At 63.3% G+C, this 14,874-nt stretch carries 16 protein-coding genes and 2 pseudogenes; 14 read left to right on the forward strand and 4 right to left on the reverse strand.

The window, feature by feature from the left end; genetic code table 11:
- Positions 1-142, reverse strand: a pseudogene (locus VJV41_RS05675) (amidohydrolase); the annotation flags it as partial.
- 252 nt (positions 143-394) lie between these two features.
- On the opposite strand from VJV41_RS05675, the gene VJV41_RS05680 reads away from it, so the two are divergent.
- The 8 genes from VJV41_RS05680 to VJV41_RS05715 all read left to right on the forward strand — a co-directional run bounded on the left by VJV41_RS05680 (position 395) and on the right by VJV41_RS05715 (position 6,853).
- The gene (locus VJV41_RS05680) at positions 395-925 is read left to right on the forward strand and encodes a carboxymuconolactone decarboxylase family protein (RefSeq protein ID WP_325332072.1); all 531 of its coding nucleotides are present in this window, start codon (positions 395-397) and stop codon (positions 923-925) included.
- A gap of 2 nt (positions 926-927) precedes the next feature.
- Positions 928-2,268: an aromatic ring-hydroxylating dioxygenase subunit alpha gene (locus VJV41_RS05685; RefSeq protein ID WP_325332002.1), complete on the forward strand. Its 1,341-nt coding sequence runs from the start codon at positions 928-930 to the stop codon at positions 2,266-2,268.
- Positions 2,261-2,590 carry a hypothetical protein gene (locus VJV41_RS05690; protein ID WP_325332004.1) on the forward strand — a complete coding sequence of 110 codons (330 nt, stop codon included), beginning with the start codon at positions 2,261-2,263 and terminating at the stop codon, positions 2,588-2,590. Before VJV41_RS05685 ends, VJV41_RS05690 begins: the two co-directional genes overlap by 8 nt.
- A gap of 2 nt (positions 2,591-2,592) precedes the next feature.
- On the forward strand, positions 2,593-3,855 hold the full coding sequence (locus tag VJV41_RS05695) for an amidohydrolase family protein (RefSeq protein ID WP_325332006.1): 1,263 nt from the start codon (positions 2,593-2,595) through the stop codon (positions 3,853-3,855).
- On the forward strand, positions 3,848-4,297 hold the full coding sequence (locus VJV41_RS05700; protein WP_325332008.1) for a nuclear transport factor 2 family protein: 450 nt from the start codon (positions 3,848-3,850) through the stop codon (positions 4,295-4,297). Before VJV41_RS05695 ends, VJV41_RS05700 begins: the two co-directional genes overlap by 8 nt.
- Complete coding sequence (locus VJV41_RS05705; RefSeq protein ID WP_325332010.1) at positions 4,294-5,418, forward strand: acyl-CoA dehydrogenase family protein; 1,125 nt, start codon at positions 4,294-4,296, stop codon at positions 5,416-5,418. The genes VJV41_RS05700 and VJV41_RS05705 overlap by 4 nt, the downstream gene beginning before the upstream one ends.
- Positions 5,419-5,468: 50 nt before the next feature.
- Positions 5,469-6,218 (forward strand): acyl-CoA dehydrogenase family protein, encoded by a 750-nt coding sequence (locus VJV41_RS05710; RefSeq protein ID WP_325332074.1) that lies wholly within the window; start codon positions 5,469-5,471, stop codon positions 6,216-6,218.
- A 431-nt stretch (positions 6,219-6,649) separates the two neighbouring features.
- Positions 6,650-6,853 carry a hypothetical protein gene (locus VJV41_RS05715; protein WP_325332012.1) on the forward strand — a complete coding sequence of 68 codons (204 nt, stop codon included), beginning with the start codon at positions 6,650-6,652 and terminating at the stop codon, positions 6,851-6,853.
- Positions 6,854-6,992: 139 nt separating this feature from the next.
- On the opposite strand, the gene VJV41_RS05720 is transcribed toward VJV41_RS05715, so the two are convergent.
- Both VJV41_RS05720 and VJV41_RS05725 read right to left on the reverse strand, forming a co-directional pair.
- Positions 6,993-7,775 carry an enoyl-CoA hydratase gene (locus tag VJV41_RS05720; protein WP_325332014.1) on the reverse strand — a complete coding sequence of 261 codons (783 nt, stop codon included), beginning with the start codon at positions 7,773-7,775 and terminating at the stop codon, positions 6,993-6,995.
- Positions 7,776-7,784: 9 nt separating this feature from the next.
- A complete protein-coding gene (locus tag VJV41_RS05725) occupies positions 7,785-8,972 on the reverse strand; it encodes an acyl-CoA dehydrogenase family protein (RefSeq protein WP_325332016.1) in 1,188 nt (395 codons plus the stop codon).
- 121 nt (positions 8,973-9,093) lie between these two features.
- Between VJV41_RS05725 and VJV41_RS05730 the strand changes: the two genes are divergently transcribed.
- The 5 genes and pseudogenes from VJV41_RS05730 to VJV41_RS05750 form a co-directional block, all read left to right on the forward strand.
- Entirely contained in the window at positions 9,094-9,813 is a 720-nt protein-coding gene (locus VJV41_RS05730; protein ID WP_325332018.1) for a TetR/AcrR family transcriptional regulator, read from the forward strand.
- Between the two features lie 414 nt (positions 9,814-10,227).
- Positions 10,228-11,442 (forward strand): cytochrome P450, encoded by a 1,215-nt coding sequence (locus VJV41_RS05735; protein WP_325332020.1) that lies wholly within the window; start codon positions 10,228-10,230, stop codon positions 11,440-11,442.
- Positions 11,443-11,476: 34 nt separating this feature from the next.
- Positions 11,477-12,313 (forward strand): mycofactocin-coupled SDR family oxidoreductase, encoded by an 837-nt coding sequence (locus VJV41_RS05740; protein ID WP_325332022.1) that lies wholly within the window; start codon positions 11,477-11,479, stop codon positions 12,311-12,313.
- A 90-nt stretch (positions 12,314-12,403) separates the two neighbouring features.
- On the forward strand, positions 12,404-12,676 hold the full coding sequence (locus VJV41_RS05745; RefSeq protein ID WP_325332024.1) for a wax ester/triacylglycerol synthase domain-containing protein: 273 nt from the start codon (positions 12,404-12,406) through the stop codon (positions 12,674-12,676).
- Positions 12,586-12,894 (forward strand): annotated as a pseudogene (locus tag VJV41_RS05750) (WS/DGAT domain-containing protein); the annotation flags it as partial. The gene VJV41_RS05745 and the pseudogene VJV41_RS05750, both read left to right, overlap by 91 nt.
- A gap of 9 nt (positions 12,895-12,903) precedes the next feature.
- On the opposite strand, the gene VJV41_RS05755 reads toward VJV41_RS05750, so the two are convergent.
- Positions 12,904-13,710, reverse strand: coding sequence for a lysophospholipid acyltransferase family protein (locus VJV41_RS05755; RefSeq protein ID WP_325332025.1), 807 nt, complete (start codon positions 13,708-13,710; stop codon positions 12,904-12,906).
- An 88-nt stretch (positions 13,711-13,798) separates the two neighbouring features.
- Between VJV41_RS05755 and VJV41_RS05760 the strand changes: the two genes are divergently transcribed.
- Positions 13,799-14,872 carry an NAD(P)-dependent oxidoreductase gene (locus VJV41_RS05760; RefSeq protein WP_325332027.1) on the forward strand — a complete coding sequence of 358 codons (1,074 nt, stop codon included), beginning with the start codon at positions 13,799-13,801 and terminating at the stop codon, positions 14,870-14,872.
- Positions 14,873-14,874 lie beyond the last annotated feature (2 nt).

Raw genomic sequence — 14,874 nt, forward strand, 5'->3', positions numbered from 1 at the left:
GCCAGGTATCCGACCCGTCCGGGTTGTGCACCAACCGCGGCGCCTCATCCAGATACTTCTTGGACAGATGATTCTTGAACATGTCCGGCGGCTCGACAATGTGATCGTCCACGCTGATCAAGATCATGTCGTCCTTGTTCATGCCTGTTCCTTTCGTCGAAGGCTCCGGCGTCCCCGTACCCGTGATGTTCTCCATCTGAGGAAACTATCTTCTCATAGTACGAGAATCAACGTCCGAAACCCTTTCCATGGCCATCTGGCAGCACCATTGCATCTCCGCGTGCACCGCCGCGACCGGCGCATCTGACGCTTGACGTTGACCATTCGCGAAAAGAGTGGAAACCTATTAGCGAAATATGAGAACCTTATTCTCGTGAGCGAGAGGAGACGGGCTGTGCGGGTGCCCCCGCTGCCGGCGGACCAGTGGGACGACGCCGTCGACCACGCGCTATCCGGCATGCTGCCCTCGGAGCGCCGCAACCCCGAAGCCGCGGGAAACTTGCTCGCGACGCTCGTCCGTCATCCGAAACTGACGCGGGCCTTCCTGCGCTTCAACAACCACCTGTTGTTCTCGTCGACCCTGCCGCCGCGACTGCGCGAGGTCGCGGTGCTGCGGGTAGCCCACCTGCACCACTGCGAGTACGAGTGGCGTCACCACGTCCGGATGGGCGGCGAGATTGGACTGACCGACGCGGACATCGACGGCATCCAGCGCGGCGAGGCCACCGATGAACTGGAACGCGCGGTGCTTCATGCCGTAGACGAACTGCAGCGCAGGTCTGTTGTGTCCGACGAGACATGGGCAGTCCTGTCCGAACTTCTTGACGAGCGTCAGCGAATGGACCTCGTCTTCACGATCGGCTGCTATGGCGCACTTGCCATGGCAGTCAACACCTTTGGCGTAGAACCCGACGAGGAGACATAGAAGTGGCACATTTCCCGAAACCGGCCGCCGGTAGCTGGACAGCGAACTGGCCGGAGCTCGGCACTGCGCCGGTGAACTACGAGGACTCCATCGATCCGGAGCACTTCAAGCTCGAGCAGCAGGCGATCTTCAAGAAGACCTGGCTCAACGTCGGCCGGGTGGAGCGGCTACCCAAGAAGGGCAGCTACTTCACGCGCGAGATGCCGTCGGTCGGCCCCGGCACGTCGGTGATCATCGTCAAGGTTAAAGCGGGCGAAGAAGAAGTTCGCGCCTTCTACAACATGTGCCGCCACCGCGGTAACAAGCTGGTGTGGAGCGACTACCCGGGCGAGGAGGTGTCGGGCACCTGCCGCCAGTTCACGTGCAAGTACCACGCGTGGCGCTACAGCCTCGAGGGTGACCTGACGTTCGTCCAGCAGGAGGGCGAGTTCTTCGACCTCGACAAGGCGAACTACGGGCTCGTTCCCGTGCGCTGCGAGGTGTGGGAAGGCTTTATCTTCATCAACTTCGACAACGACGCCATTCCGCTGACGGAATATCTCGGTGACTTCGCCAAGGGCCTGAAGGGTTACCCGTTCCACGAGATGACCGAGCACTACAGCTACCGCGCGGAGATCAACGCCAACTGGAAGTTGTTCATCGACGCGTTCGTCGAGTTCTACCATGCGCCGATCCTGCACATGAAGCAGGCAGAGAAGGAGGAGGCCGAGAAGCTGGCCAAATTCGGCTTCGAAGCGCTGGCGTACGACATCAAGGGCATCCACTCAATGGTGTCGTCCTGGGGTGGAATGTCGCCGCCGAAGGATCTGAACATGGTCAAGCCCATCGAGCGAATCCTGCACAGCGGTCTGTTCGGACCGTGGGACCGTCCGGACATCAAGGGCATCCTGCCCGACGAGCTGCCGCCAGCCATCAACCCGTCGCGCCAACCCACTTGGGGCACTGACTCTTTCGAGTTCTTCCCGAACTTCACACTGCTGTTCTGGGCGCCGGGTTGGTACCTCACCTACCACTACTGGCCCACCACGGTAGACAAGCACATCTTCGAGGCCGATCTCTACTTTGTGCCACCGAACAACACCCGCCAACGCCTCTCCCAGGAACTGGCTGCGGTGACGTTCAAGGAGTACGCATTCCAGGACGCCAACACCCTGGAAGCCACTCAGACGCAGATCGGCACAAGGGTCGTCACGGATTTCCCGCTGTGCGATCAGGAGATCCTGCTGCGCCATCTGCACAAGACCGCCTGGGACTTCGTCAACGAATACGAAAACAACCGAAACGGTTCCGCGAATGGCAAGGCGCAGGAGACGACGAGCGAGAAGGATTCAGTGAATGTCTAAGTTGCCCGAGGAGTTCGCCGACCTGGAGCGGTTCACCGACTGGTGCCTGCCGACCGAAGAGGAGCGCTATTCCAAGCGCCTGAACTCGACGATGGCCGAGATGCAGGAGCTCTACGATGCAGGGACGACTCGCCTGGAGGACGTGATGGTCTACCTGGACGCGCGCTTCCCGCTGCACGAGATGCCTGACGACGCAAAGGCCTTGATGCACTTGATGCAGTCGGTCGTCATGGTGAGCTTCCCTATCGAGGTGTGGAAGCAACCGCGCGTGCTGGACAGCGGCGCCTCCTATATCCAACTCATCAAGGAGCCGGTGGTCTAAGAGTGCTGACGCTGCGGGCAGCGGGTCTAGTTGATGTCGAAGCCGGCGAGATCGTCCGGCCGGGAATCGTTCGTGTCGAAGACGACCGGATAGTCGCCGTCGGCGGTGCCGACAATTCAGCCGCAGTCGGAGGCGAACCGGGTGGTCTTGTCGGCTCGGCCGACGTGGGAGAGATCATCGATCTCGGGGACTCGATCCTGCTTCCCGGCCTGATGGACATGGAGGTCAACCTCCTGATGGGCGGGCGCGGCGAGAACCCCGGGCTGTCCCAGGTGCAGGACGATCCCGCCACCAGGGTGCTACGCGCGGTCGGCAACGCCCGCCGCACGCTGCGCGCGGGGTTCACCACGGTGCGCAACCTCGGATTGTTCGTCAAGACAGGCGGTTACCTGCTCGACGTCGCATTGGGCAAGGCGATCGACGCGGGGTGGATCGAGGGACCGCGCGTCATACCCGCCGGTCACGCGATCACCCCAACCGGCGGTCACCTCGACCCGACGATGTTCGCCGCGTTCATGCCGGGCGTCTTGGAGTTGACGGTCGAGGAAGGAATCGCCAACGGGGTCGACGAGATCCGCAAGGCCGTGCGGTACCAGATCAAGCATGGCGCCCAGTTGATAAAGGTGTGTTGTTCGGGTGGTGTCATGTCGCTGACCGGAGAGGCTGGCGCACAGCACTATTCGGATGAGGAACTGCGAGCGATCGTCGACGAGGCGCACCGGCGCGGCTTGCGCGTCGCCGCGCATACGCATGGCGCCGAGGCGGTCAAGCACGCGGTGGAATGCGGTATCGACTGCATCGAGCACGGGTTCCTGATCGACGACGAGGCCATCAAAATGCTCGTCGACAACGACCGATTCCTGGTCAGCACCAGGCGCCTCGCCGAGGCGATGGACGTCTCCAAAGCGCCGAAGGAGTTGCAGGACAAGGCCGCCGAGATGTTCCCCAAGGCGCGCACGTCGATCAAGGCCGCGTACGAGGCGGGTGTGAAGATCGCCGTCGGCACCGATGCGCCGGCCATCCCCCACGGCCGCAACGCCGACGAACTCGTGACGCTTGTCGAGTGGGGAATGCCGCCCGCCGCGGTACTGCGCGCGGCAACCGTCGTCGCGGCGGACCTGATCAACAAACCCGATCTCGGCCGCATCGCCGAGGGCTACCTCGCAGACATCATCGCGGTACCGGGTGACCCGCTGACCGATGTTACCGTTACACAAGCAGTCAATTTTGTAATGAAGGGCGGTAAGGTCTTCCGACATGACTGATTCGATTGGCCGGCCGAACCGGACCGAAGATCTGGTCGAGATCCAGCAGCTGCTCGCGAAGTACGCCGTCACCATCACGCAGGGCGATATCGACGGACTGACCAGTGTTTTCACCCCCGACGGCACCTACAGCGCGTTCGGGTCGACCTATACGCTCAACCGCTTCCCGGAACTCGTCGCCGCGGCGCCCAAGGGGCTGTTCATGACCGGCACGTCGCTGGTCAACCTCGACCCCGACAATCCCGACAATGCCACCGGGACACAGCCGCTGTGCTTCATCGAGCATTCGAAACATGACATGCGCATCGGGTACTACAACGACACCTACGTCCGCACCGATGACGGGTGGCGTTTGAAAACCCGTGCCATGACGTTCATCCGGCGCAGCGGCGATCACGACTCCGGTCGGCCGCACGCGGTCGGAAGGCCCGAGGCGGGATGACTGACCTGTTCGAGCCCGCTGCGTTCCGTAGGGCACTTCAGGGCTGGCTCGACGACAACGATCTGACCCCGCCACCCGGTGACGAATCGCTGCAGGGACACATGCGCCAGTTCGCCAGGGTGCAGCGGGCGCTCTACGACGCCGGCTGGAGTCGCTATGGCTGGCCCGAGCACGCGGGCGGGCTCGGCGGTCCGGCGATGCTACGGGCCATCGTCGGCGAGGAGGTGGTGGGCCGCCGGCTGGCCGAGCCGGGGCCGTACTCGATGCTCGAAGTGCTGGCGCCCACCATGATCGACTACGCACCGGCCGAGCTGGCCGCCGAAATGGTGCCGAAACTGCTCAGCGGCGAAGAGCAATGGTGCCAAGGGTTTTCCGAGCCGGGCTCAGGCAGCGACCTGGCGTCGCTGAGCACACGTGCCGTGCCGCGGGGCGATCAGTGGATCATAAACGGCCAGAAGGTGTGGACCAGTTTCGCCCAGTACTCGCACCGGTGCATCCTGCTCACTCGCACCGGCGCCGCGGATACACCCAACCACGAGGCGATCACGGCGTTCTTCATCGATTTGAATACCCCGGGCATCACCGTGCGCCCGTTGCGCACCATGCACGACGTCGATGAGTTCTGCGAGGTGTACTTCGACGACGTGGCAGTCGACGCAAACCGGATGCTCGGCAAGCCGGGCGACGGCTGGCGGCTGGCGATGGATCTACTCCCCTACGAACGCTCGACGTGCTTCTGGCAGCGCATCGCCTACCTGTACTCGCGCTTCGACGCGCTGATCGGTGACGTCAGAGGACAAGGCGCGGCCGTGGACTCGGATCTGGGCGAAGCGTATTTGGCCCTGCACACACTGCGATGCCGGTCCCGAGCCACCCAGTACAGGCTGGCCGACGGCCACAAGCTGGGTCCGGACACCTCGATCGATAAGGTGTTGCTGGCCAGCGCCGAACAGCGGCTCTACGACACCGCGCGCGATCTGTTGCCCGGAGCCATCGAACTCGACGACACCTCCTGGCGCACCGAGTTCCTCTATTCGCGGGCGGCCACCATCTACGGCGGCACGGCCGAAGTGCAGCGCAACATCATCGCCCGCCGCCTGCTGGACCTCGGGAAGGGGTGATCGTGGACCCCGAGTCACTTGAGCTGCTCGAAGCCGGGCTGCGCAAGACCATGCTGTCGGCGTCCGGTGCCGAGCTGGACGCGGCGCTCGCCGATCTGGGCTGGGCCGACATGCTCTCCGACATGCCCGATCTGGCGATACCGCTGGTGTTCCGGCTGCTGGGCGAAACAGGTTCGCACGCTTCGGTTCTCAACGACGTGGTGCTCGAGACCATCGGCGGCTTGCCGGGCGGGACCCCGCCCATGCCGTACGCGGGCGGCGGCTGGGTGGTGTGGGAACGCGCAAATATTGCGGACACAACGCACCCCGTTCTTGGCGGGCTACCGCTGCGCCGGGTGCCCGACGGCGAGACAATGCGGCTGGGCGAGGCCCGTCGCGCACTGGGCTGGTGGCTCGTCGGTACCGCCAGGGCGATGCTGACCCTGGCCCGCCAGCATGCGTTGGACCGCGTCCAGTTCGGCCGGCCTATCGCGACCTTCCAGGCCATCCGGCACCGGCTGGCCGAGACGCTGGTGGCCATCGAAGGCGCAGAAGCGACACTGATCCTGCCTGGAACGGACAGCCCTGATCTGACCGCACTGCTGGCCAAGGCCGCAGCCGGTAAGGCCGCGCTGACCGCGGCCAGACACTGCCAGCAGGTGCTGGGCGGCATCGGCTTCACCGCCGAGCACGACCTGCACCACCACGTGAAGCGGGCCCTGGTACTCGACGGATTGCTAGGCAGCTCAAGGGAACTCACGCGCAAGGCCGGAGCTGGACTGCGGGCGCGCGGCTCTGCACCGAGATTGGCCCACCTCTAACCCCCATCCCCGCGTGGGCCCACACGTGAGTAGGGGACGTGCGTGTCTGCACACGACACGCCGCGGAAATCTGGCGTTCTGCGCACGCTCGCGGGCTGCCGACAGTGCGCGAGACTTCGCTATTGAGGCCTAAGCGGCGGCAATCGCTATTTGCTAAAACCCTTGGAGTTGGCTTGCCACAATGTCTGTCCGCGGCTGACGACGCGCGCATTCAGGTCGTCGGACTGACCTGACTACAAGAACACATGCGTCGCGATCGAATACGTGCAGTTACGGGCAAACGACTACTTTTTCGCTCACACGCCACATTGGTCCGAATGATTCTCGAGCTCGCAGGAAATGACTTGCGCCTGAGCATGACTCGACACGAAAATGCATAATGCGACACCCTTTGAGAAGGTCTGTCCCGTCGGCTTCATGAGGAGGAAGTTGTGCGACGGTATCAACAGGGCGACAAGGTGACGGCTCGCCGCGTGATCGCCGACATGAACGTACCCGAAGTACCAGCAGGCTCGGTCGGCACGGTCGTCGCCACGACCGTGCTGGGTCGGCCCAAGCGGGTTCACTTCGCGCTGCAGACAGGTTGGGGGCCAAAGCAGTTCCACGTCGGCGTTCGCCGCGGCGATGTCGACTGACTGCACCGCGAGACTGGCCCACCGCTAACCTCAACTGCCGCGAGCGGAAATGTCCGCTCGTGGCGCATCGGCGGTGCGCAACAGTACGCAAATTGCGGCGTGTCGGCCGCAGACACGCACGCTCGCCGAACATGGAGAGCTACTTGATGTTGGCCTTCATCTCGTCGAGGTTCACCAGCACCGGCCAACCGCTGACACTCAGCGCGTTGCCGTGACCGGTCTGATGAATGTCGAACACGGATTGGATGGCCGCGTAGAAACCCTGCACATCCAGTGTCTGATTCACGGCGCGCTTGGCCTGACGCAGAGCGAACGGCGGCATCTTGGCGATCTGTTCGGCCAGTGCCCTCGTCTCCGAATCCAGCTTCTCCCGAGGGACGACGCGGTTGACCATCCCGGTGCTCAGCACCTCGTCGGCGGTCATCGATCGGCCTGTGAACAGAATCTCCTTGGCCTTACGGGGGCCCAATTCCCACGTGTGGCCGTGGTATTCGACGCCGCCGATGCCCATGAGCACGACCGGGTCGGAGAACCGCGCATCATCGGCGGCGATGATCAGATCGCACGGCCAGCACAGGAGGAGCCCGCCAGAGATGCACCGACCCTGGACCGCGGCGATCGACGGCTTCGGCACGTTGCGCCAGCGCAGGGTGTACTCGAGATAGCGCTTGGCTTCGTGCTGGATGATGAAGTCGAGTGTGATCTTGTCCGGGACCGGACCACCACCGCGCAAATCATGGCCGGCAGAGAAGTGTTTTCCGTTGGCGCGCAATACGATCACCGAGACGTCAGCGTCCTCGCCAGCGCGGGTCCATGCGGCGTCGAGTTCGTCGAGCAGCTCCGGATTCTGGGCATTGGCGGCCTCGGGCCGATTCAGCGTGATGGTCGCGATGCGATCGGCGACGTCATATTCGATGTACATGGTTGTTCCTCAATTTCGGGGCAGGCCCAACACTCGCTGGGCGATGATGTTGCGTTGGATTTCGGACGTGCCGCCTGCGATGGTGCCGCCAAAGGAGCGCATATAGCGCTCGAACCAGCCCGCTCTATACAGGTCACGGTGATGCGCGCGGTACGGGCCGGACACGCTCGGATGCTCGACGGCGTCGACTCCCGCTGCGCTCAGCGCATATTCGGACGCCATCTGCGAGGCCTCCGACCCGAACAGCTTGAGCACCGACATCGCGGCCACGTCCTCGTCACCGCGCGCGGCGCGAGCCAACGCCTCCGAGCCGAGCAGCCGCAGCGCCTGGTTGTCCATGACCAAGGTGGCATACCGGTCGCAGTCTAAAGCGGTGCGCGGACAAAAGTCCTCGACGAGTTCTTGCAAGCGGTCGGCGTAGCTGAGCCACAGCATGTTTCGTTCGTGGCCGAGCGAGCCGTTGGCCACCCGCCAGCCTTCGTTGAGCGGACCGACGAGGTTCTCGGTAGGCACCCGGACGTCGTTGAAGAAGACCTCGTTGAAGTCGAGGTCGTCTTGATCGCAGGCGGAGGCGAACGGTCGTCGCACCACGCCTTCAAGGTCGGTGGGAATCATCAGCGCACTGATGCCCTTGTGCTTCGGCGCATTTGGATCGGTGCGAACAAAAACCAGCAAAACGTCTGCGTCATGTGCTCCAGACGTCCACACCTTCTGGCCGTTGACGACGAAGTGGTCACCGTCCGCGCCCGAGACAAACTCAGCCCGCGTACGCAACGAGGCCAGGTCGGAGCCGGCCCCGGGTTCGCTCATTCCCAGCGAGGCTGTCACCTCGGCCCGCAGGATCGGCACCGCCCATTGACGCTGTTGCTCCGGCGTTCCGTAAGAGATCAGCGATGCGGAGATGATGCCGACACCCTGCGGGTTGAACGTCAGGTAGACGCGTCGGCGGGCAAGTTCTTCTTGATGCACGTATTGCTGCAGCAGGGTCGCATTACGGCCACCAAACTCGGGCGGGTATCCGGGCACCAGCCAGCCGCTGTCGAACATCAGTCGCTGCCAGCACCGAGCCCATTCCGGTATGTGACTGCTCGATTGTGAGCGCTCGAGGGCATCGGCCTCGGAAGGCAGACATTGGTCCAGGAAGGCGACGAACTCCGCACGGAAATCCTCGACGTCCGCGTCGAAGGTCAGCTGCACGGCGCTCCCGGAGTGAACAAATTTCCTAGAACTGTTGTTATGAACAAAATGAGAATACTATTCTCGTCATGAGAAAGTTACAATCTCTGACACGGCAGCCGCGAGGGGGTCGAGGACCGCAATGCCAAGGCGTTCTCCGGTACAGTCAGTTCATGTTTTCCCCAATCGACCCGCATCTGAGCCGCCGGTGACCAGTCCCAGCGAAGAACCCGCCTGGAAGCAGCGCGCGGTCGAGCGATCGATCAAGACTGCGAAGCTCCGGGCGGCGCAACGCGTCCAGCGGTTCCTGGACGCGGCTCAGGCGATCATCATCGAGAAGGGCAGCACCGACTTCACGGTCCAGGAGGTCGTCGACCGTTCGCGCCAGTCTCTCCGAAGCTTCTACCTGCAGTTCGACGGCAAACACGAACTCTTGCTGGCCCTGTTTGAAGATGCGCTGAGCTGTTCCGCAGAGCAGATCCGCGCCGCAACCTCGAGCCAGAAGGATCCGCTCGAGCGCCTGAAGGTCGCCATTCAGCTGCTGTTCGAGTCCTCGCGCCCCGATCCCACCGCCCAGCGGCCACTCTTCACAGACTTCGCGCCGCGTCTGCTCGTCTCACATCCCTCCGAGGTCAAGGTGGCGCATGCGCCGCTACTCGCGCTGCTCACCGAGCTGATGGAAGAGGCCAGCGCCGCAGGTGAACTGCGTGACGGCATCAACCCGAAGCGGATGGCCGCGATGACGATGCAGACCGTGATGTTCGTCGCGCAGTCCAGCGGCGAGGACGACGAGGTTGCCGTACACCCGATCACAGCGGACGAAGTTTGGGACTTCTGCTCCAACGGATTCGCCGCCAGCTAGCACGAGAATTACATTCTCACGACTGTAGAACGTAGCTTACGCCCAGTGAGTGACCGATCTCTGGTCCGGTCCACTGGAGTGTCTTGAGCTCAGCCCGGTGCCGTCGGGGGCACCGGCGAGGAGCGCATCGGGCGCCCGTTATCGGAGTTCGAAGGGCGCAATCAGCGTCTGGAATACCATCCCGTGTTCGGTGGCCAGCTGCTCGCTCAGTTCATGCGGATCGCGTCGACAAACTGTCCGAACAAGGCCATCAAGGCGCGCGGCACTGGTTGAGAAGCCCGTTCTTGTAAGCGGAGAGCTTAAATAGTCAGAAGCGAGTTCCCCATTGACACCCGCACTTGGCCGATGCCAGAGTTGTGAGACAAATGTGAGTGATTTGTCTTACGAGAGTAAGCCCCTGCAGGAGGCGGCACCGTGACTGTCAGTGCGCAGAGCTCGTCCATTGAGGCTGTCTACTTCGATCCGTACGACGTCGAACTCAACGCCGATCCATACCCGATGTTTCGTCGGCTCCGTGACGATCAGCCGCTGTACTACAACACGCAGCACGACTTCTACGCGATCAGCCGGTTCGCCGACGTCAACAAGGCCTTGGTGGACCACGAAACCTACAGCTCGGCTCGCGGCGCCATCATCGAACTGATCAAGGCCAACATCGAAATTCCTTCGGGTACCGTGATCTTCGAAGACCCGCCGATTCACGACATCCACCGCAAGCTGCTGGCCCGGATGTTCACGCCGCGCAAAATCAACGCGCTCGAGCCGAAGATCCGCGAGTACTGCGCACAGGCACTCGACCCGCTTGTCGGGACGGGCAAGTTCGACTTCGTCAGCGACCTCGGTGCGATCATGCCGATGAAGGTGATCAGCGCCCTGCTTGGTATCCCCGGGGGCGACCAGGAGAAGATCCGCGACCACGCCAACGCGCAGATGCGCACCGAGGCGGGCAAGCCCATGGCAGTTGCCAACGACGGGCTCGCCACGGGAGAGATCTTCGCGGCCTATATCGACTGGCGGAAGGACAACCCGTCCGACGACATCATGACCGAACTACTCAATGTCGAATTCGAAGACGAACACGGCGTCACCCGCCAGCTCACCCGAGATGAGCTGCTCATCTACATCAACGTCGTAGCGGGAGCCGGCAATGAGACCACTACGCGGTTGATCGGTTGGGCCGGCAAGGTTTTGGCCGAACATCCCGACCAGCGCCGCGAACTCGTCGAGAACCCGGCGCTGATACCCCAAGCGATCGAGGAGCTGCTGCGCTTCGAACCGCCGGCTCCGCACGTCGCGCGCTTTGTCACCCACGACGTCACGCTCTACGACCAGACAGTGCCCGAGGGCAGCGTGATGCTCATGCTCATCGGCGCGGCCGTGCGCGACCACCGCCAGTACCCACCGGACGGAGACATCTTCAACATCCACCGCGAGGCACGCCAGCACCTGGCGTTCAGCGTCGGCACACACTATTGCCTCGGATCCGCGTTGGCTCGGCTAGAGGGACGCATCGCCATAGAAGAGGTTCTCAAGCGGTTCCCCGAATGGGACGTCGACATATCCAAAGCGTCACTCTCACCGACATCGACTGTGCGCGGCTGGGAGTCGATGCCCGCGACTCTTCCGTGAAACCCGTTCCGACAACGACGAATTGAGGTAGCCAATGACTGGACGTGTTGAAGGCAAGGTCGCTTTCATCACCGGTGCGGCGCGCGGCCAGGGCCGTGCGCACGCGGTGCGGCTGGCGCAGGAAGGCGCCGACATCATCGCCGTCGACATCTGCAAGCAGATCGACAGTGTGCAAATCCCACTGTCCACTCCGGAAGACCTGGCCGAGACCGCGGATCTGGTCAAGGGCCACAACCGCCGCATCTACACCACCGAGGTCGACGTCCGCGACTTCGACGCACTCAAAGCAGCCGTCGACGCCGGTGTCGAGCAGATGGGCCGCCTGGACATCATCGTCGCCAACGCGGGCATCGGTAACGGTGGCGCGACGCTCGACAAGACCAGCGAGGGCGACTGGACCGACATGATCGACGTCAACCTGGGCGGCGTGTGGAAGACCGTCAAAGCCGGTGTCCCCCACATCCTGGCGGGCGGCCGCGGCGGCTCGATCATCTTGACCAGCTCGGTCGGCGGCCTGAAGGCCTACCCACACACGGGTCACTACGTAGCCGCCAAACACGGTGTGGTGGGGCTGATGCGGACCTTCGCCGTCGAGCTCGGTGCGCAGAACATCCGCGTCAACTCGGTGCATCCGACGAACGTGAACACCCCGCTGTTCATGAACGAGGACACGATGAAGCTGTTCCGCCCGGATCTGGAGAATCCGGGCCCCGAGGATATGAAGGTTGTCGGTCAGTTGATGCACACGCTGCCGATCGGGTGGGTCGAGCCGGAGGACATCGCGAACGCCGTACTGTTCCTCGCCTCGGACGAGGCCCGCTACGTCACCGGTGTCACGCTGCCCATCGACGGCGGCAGCTGCCTGAAGTAGAAGCTGCGTGCTGACTGGGCGTCGAGGCTGAAAGCGCCCGATCACAGTTCGGTGGTTCGATGGAACCGTCGGCCGCGAATAGGGTGGGGCGTGAAGCGACTCAACGGCATGAACGCCATGCTTCTGTACAGCGAGACGCCGAACCTGCATACGCACACACTCAAGGTCGCGATCGTCAACGCCGCCGATTGCGAAGGCGAGTTCACCTTCGACGTCCGGCGGACCATCGCACGGCGGTTGCATCTGCTAGACCCGCTTCACCACCAGCTCGTCGACATTCCGACCACAACACACAGACGAACGTCGCGGTGTCCAACGTGGCGGGACCACGCCAGCGCGGTCATCTCGGCGGCGCGCCGGTGACCGAAATCTATTCCGTCGGAGTGCTTTCCGCGGGAAGCGCCTTCAATATGACCGTCTGGAGTTGTGTCGATCAGCCCGACATTGCGGTGCTCTGCGACAATGCGACGTTCAAGGACACCCATGAGGCGACAGACGCAATGATCCACGCGTTCAGTGAGATCAGGCGTGTCTGCGGTCTGGCCGAACCCACGACCGTCGACACTGCGATGGCCTCTGCGGCCGGTGCCCTAGCCCAGTACGGGGAATCGGCGCTCGCGCGCCAGCTCATCGAGCGCCGATTGCATCACAACGCGGACGTGGAGGTCGACCTCTTCTACGTTGGGATCCTCGCCGAACTCCGCGGTGACATCGATGGGCTCGAGCACCCTGGTGACGATCTTGGAGGGCAGCGGCAGATTCGGCGGGAGGATTGCGCTAAGGCCGAAGGGGAATCCGATGCTGAGGGGCAGGATCTCGACGCGCGCCCGCTTGAGGCCAAGCCGTCTTGCGATGGAATCCCCGCGGGCGAGGAAAAATTGGGTTTCCTGGCCGCCGATCGACACCACAGGCACGATCGGCACGCCGGTCTCAACTGCAGTTCTGACGTAGCCCATGCGGCCACCCAAGTCGATGACGTTCTCCGACAACGTCGGACGGTACGAGTCGTAGTCTCCACCGGGAAACACCAGCACAACCGCACCCGATCGCAGTGCCTTCGCTGCGTTTTCGCGGCTGGCCTCGATCACACCCACGCGCCGCAGCCAATCACCGACATTGGCGATGAACACGCCGTAGTGCGCCAATGTGTAAACCGGTCGGTCGAAGCCGAACTTGTCATAGAACGCGGGCGCGAAGATCAGTACGTCGGGCGTGAACATACCGCCGGAGTGGTTGGACACCACCAGCGCGCCGCCGGCCTTCGGCATCGACTCCAAGCCTCGCACTTCGGCGCGGAAGTACCGCTTGATGATCGGGCCCACCCATTTCGCGATCTGCCGCGTGAAGCCCGGATCCCACTTGGCGGTTTCTGGCTTGTCCACCCCGTTGCTGCCCATGCCTAGCCTGTTCCCTGCTGCGCTCCCCCGAATCAGAGTATGGTACTTTCGAAAAAAGAGAATGTCATATCCACAGGTAGGAGGCGCTATGGGGGACGCTGTGCTCGTCACGGGCGGCTTCGGCCTGGTCGGCTCGGCGACCGTTCGGCAGTTGGCGGCCGACGGGCGCCGTGTGGTCGCAACGGACCTCGACACTCCGGCCAATCGCAAGGCACTGGCCAAGCTGCCAAATGGAGTCGAGGCGCGCTGGGCGGACCTGACGGATCCAGACCAGGTGCAGCAGCTTATCTCGGACGCCGAACCGGCCGCGATCATCCACCTCGCCGCGATCATTCCGCCGCTGATCTATCGCAACGCCAAGCTCGCACGACGGGTCAACGTCGACGCCACGGCGACGCTGGTGCGCATCGCCGAAGCACAACGCACTCCCCCGCGGTGGGTCCAGGCATCGAGCAATGCGGTCTTCGGCGCCCGCAATCCCCACCGGCACACCGAGATACTGACCGCCGACGACCCGATGCGGCCATGCGATCTGTACAGCGGAACCAAGGCCGAAGCCGAGCAGATCGTGCGGTCCTCGAGCTTGGACTGGGTGGTGCTGCGGTTCGGCGGTGTGCTCAGCACCGACTTGTCGGCAATGCCATTCAGCACCGACGCGTTGTTCTTCGAGAGCGTGCTGCCGACCGACGGCAGGCTGCACAGCGTGGATGTGCGCGACGTCGCCTTCGCCTGCGCGGCGGCGACCACGGCCGACGTTGTCGGCGAGATCTTGTTGATCGCCGGTGACGAGTCGCACCACATGCGCCAGGGCGAGGTTGGGCCCACGCTCTGCGCCGCGCTGGGCATCCCTGGCGCACTACCCGAAGGCATGCCCGGCAATCCCGACAGCCACACCGACTGGTTCGTCACCGACTGGATGGACACCACCCGCGCGCAGGAAGCGCTGAAGTTTCAGCATCATTCGTGGCCCGATATGCTCGCCGAACTGAAGGCGCAGGCCGGATGGAAGCGTTATCCCGGCCGGCTGATCGCTCCAATCGCACGAGAATTCCTGAAGCGCCGCGGGGCGTATTGGAAAGCGCCGGGCCGGCACGCCGATCCATGGGGCGCGATCCGCGCCAAGCTTGGAGACCCGACCCCGGAGATGCCCGCAAGCGCCTAGTG

This window comes from Mycobacterium sp., assembly GCF_035274705.1.
Classification (GTDB): domain Bacteria; phylum Actinomycetota; class Actinomycetes; order Mycobacteriales; family Mycobacteriaceae; genus Mycobacterium.

Bases quoted from the DNA above. Each gene is read 5' to 3' on its own strand.
- VJV41_RS05690 (WP_325332004.1), top strand. From the start codon at position 2,261: ATGTCTAAGTTGCCCGAGGAGTTCGCCGACCTGGAGCGGTTCACCGAC.
- VJV41_RS05700 (WP_325332008.1), top strand. From the start codon at position 3,848: ATGACTGATTCGATTGGCCGGCCGAACCGGACCGAAGATCTGGTCGAG.
- VJV41_RS05705 (WP_325332010.1), top strand. From the start codon at position 4,294: ATGACTGACCTGTTCGAGCCCGCTGCGTTCCGTAGGGCACTTCAGGGC.
- VJV41_RS05710 (WP_325332074.1), top strand. From the start codon at position 5,469: ATGCTGTCGGCGTCCGGTGCCGAGCTGGACGCGGCGCTCGCCGATCTG.
- VJV41_RS05720 (WP_325332014.1), bottom strand. From the start codon at position 7,775: ATGTACATCGAATATGACGTCGCCGATCGCATCGCGACCATCACGCTG.
- VJV41_RS05730 (WP_325332018.1), top strand. From the start codon at position 9,094: ATGCCAAGGCGTTCTCCGGTACAGTCAGTTCATGTTTTCCCCAATCGA.
- VJV41_RS05740 (WP_325332022.1), top strand. From the start codon at position 11,477: ATGACTGGACGTGTTGAAGGCAAGGTCGCTTTCATCACCGGTGCGGCG.
- VJV41_RS05755 (WP_325332025.1), bottom strand. From the start codon at position 13,710: ATGGGCAGCAACGGGGTGGACAAGCCAGAAACCGCCAAGTGGGATCCG.
- VJV41_RS05760 (WP_325332027.1), top strand. From the start codon at position 13,799: ATGGGGGACGCTGTGCTCGTCACGGGCGGCTTCGGCCTGGTCGGCTCG.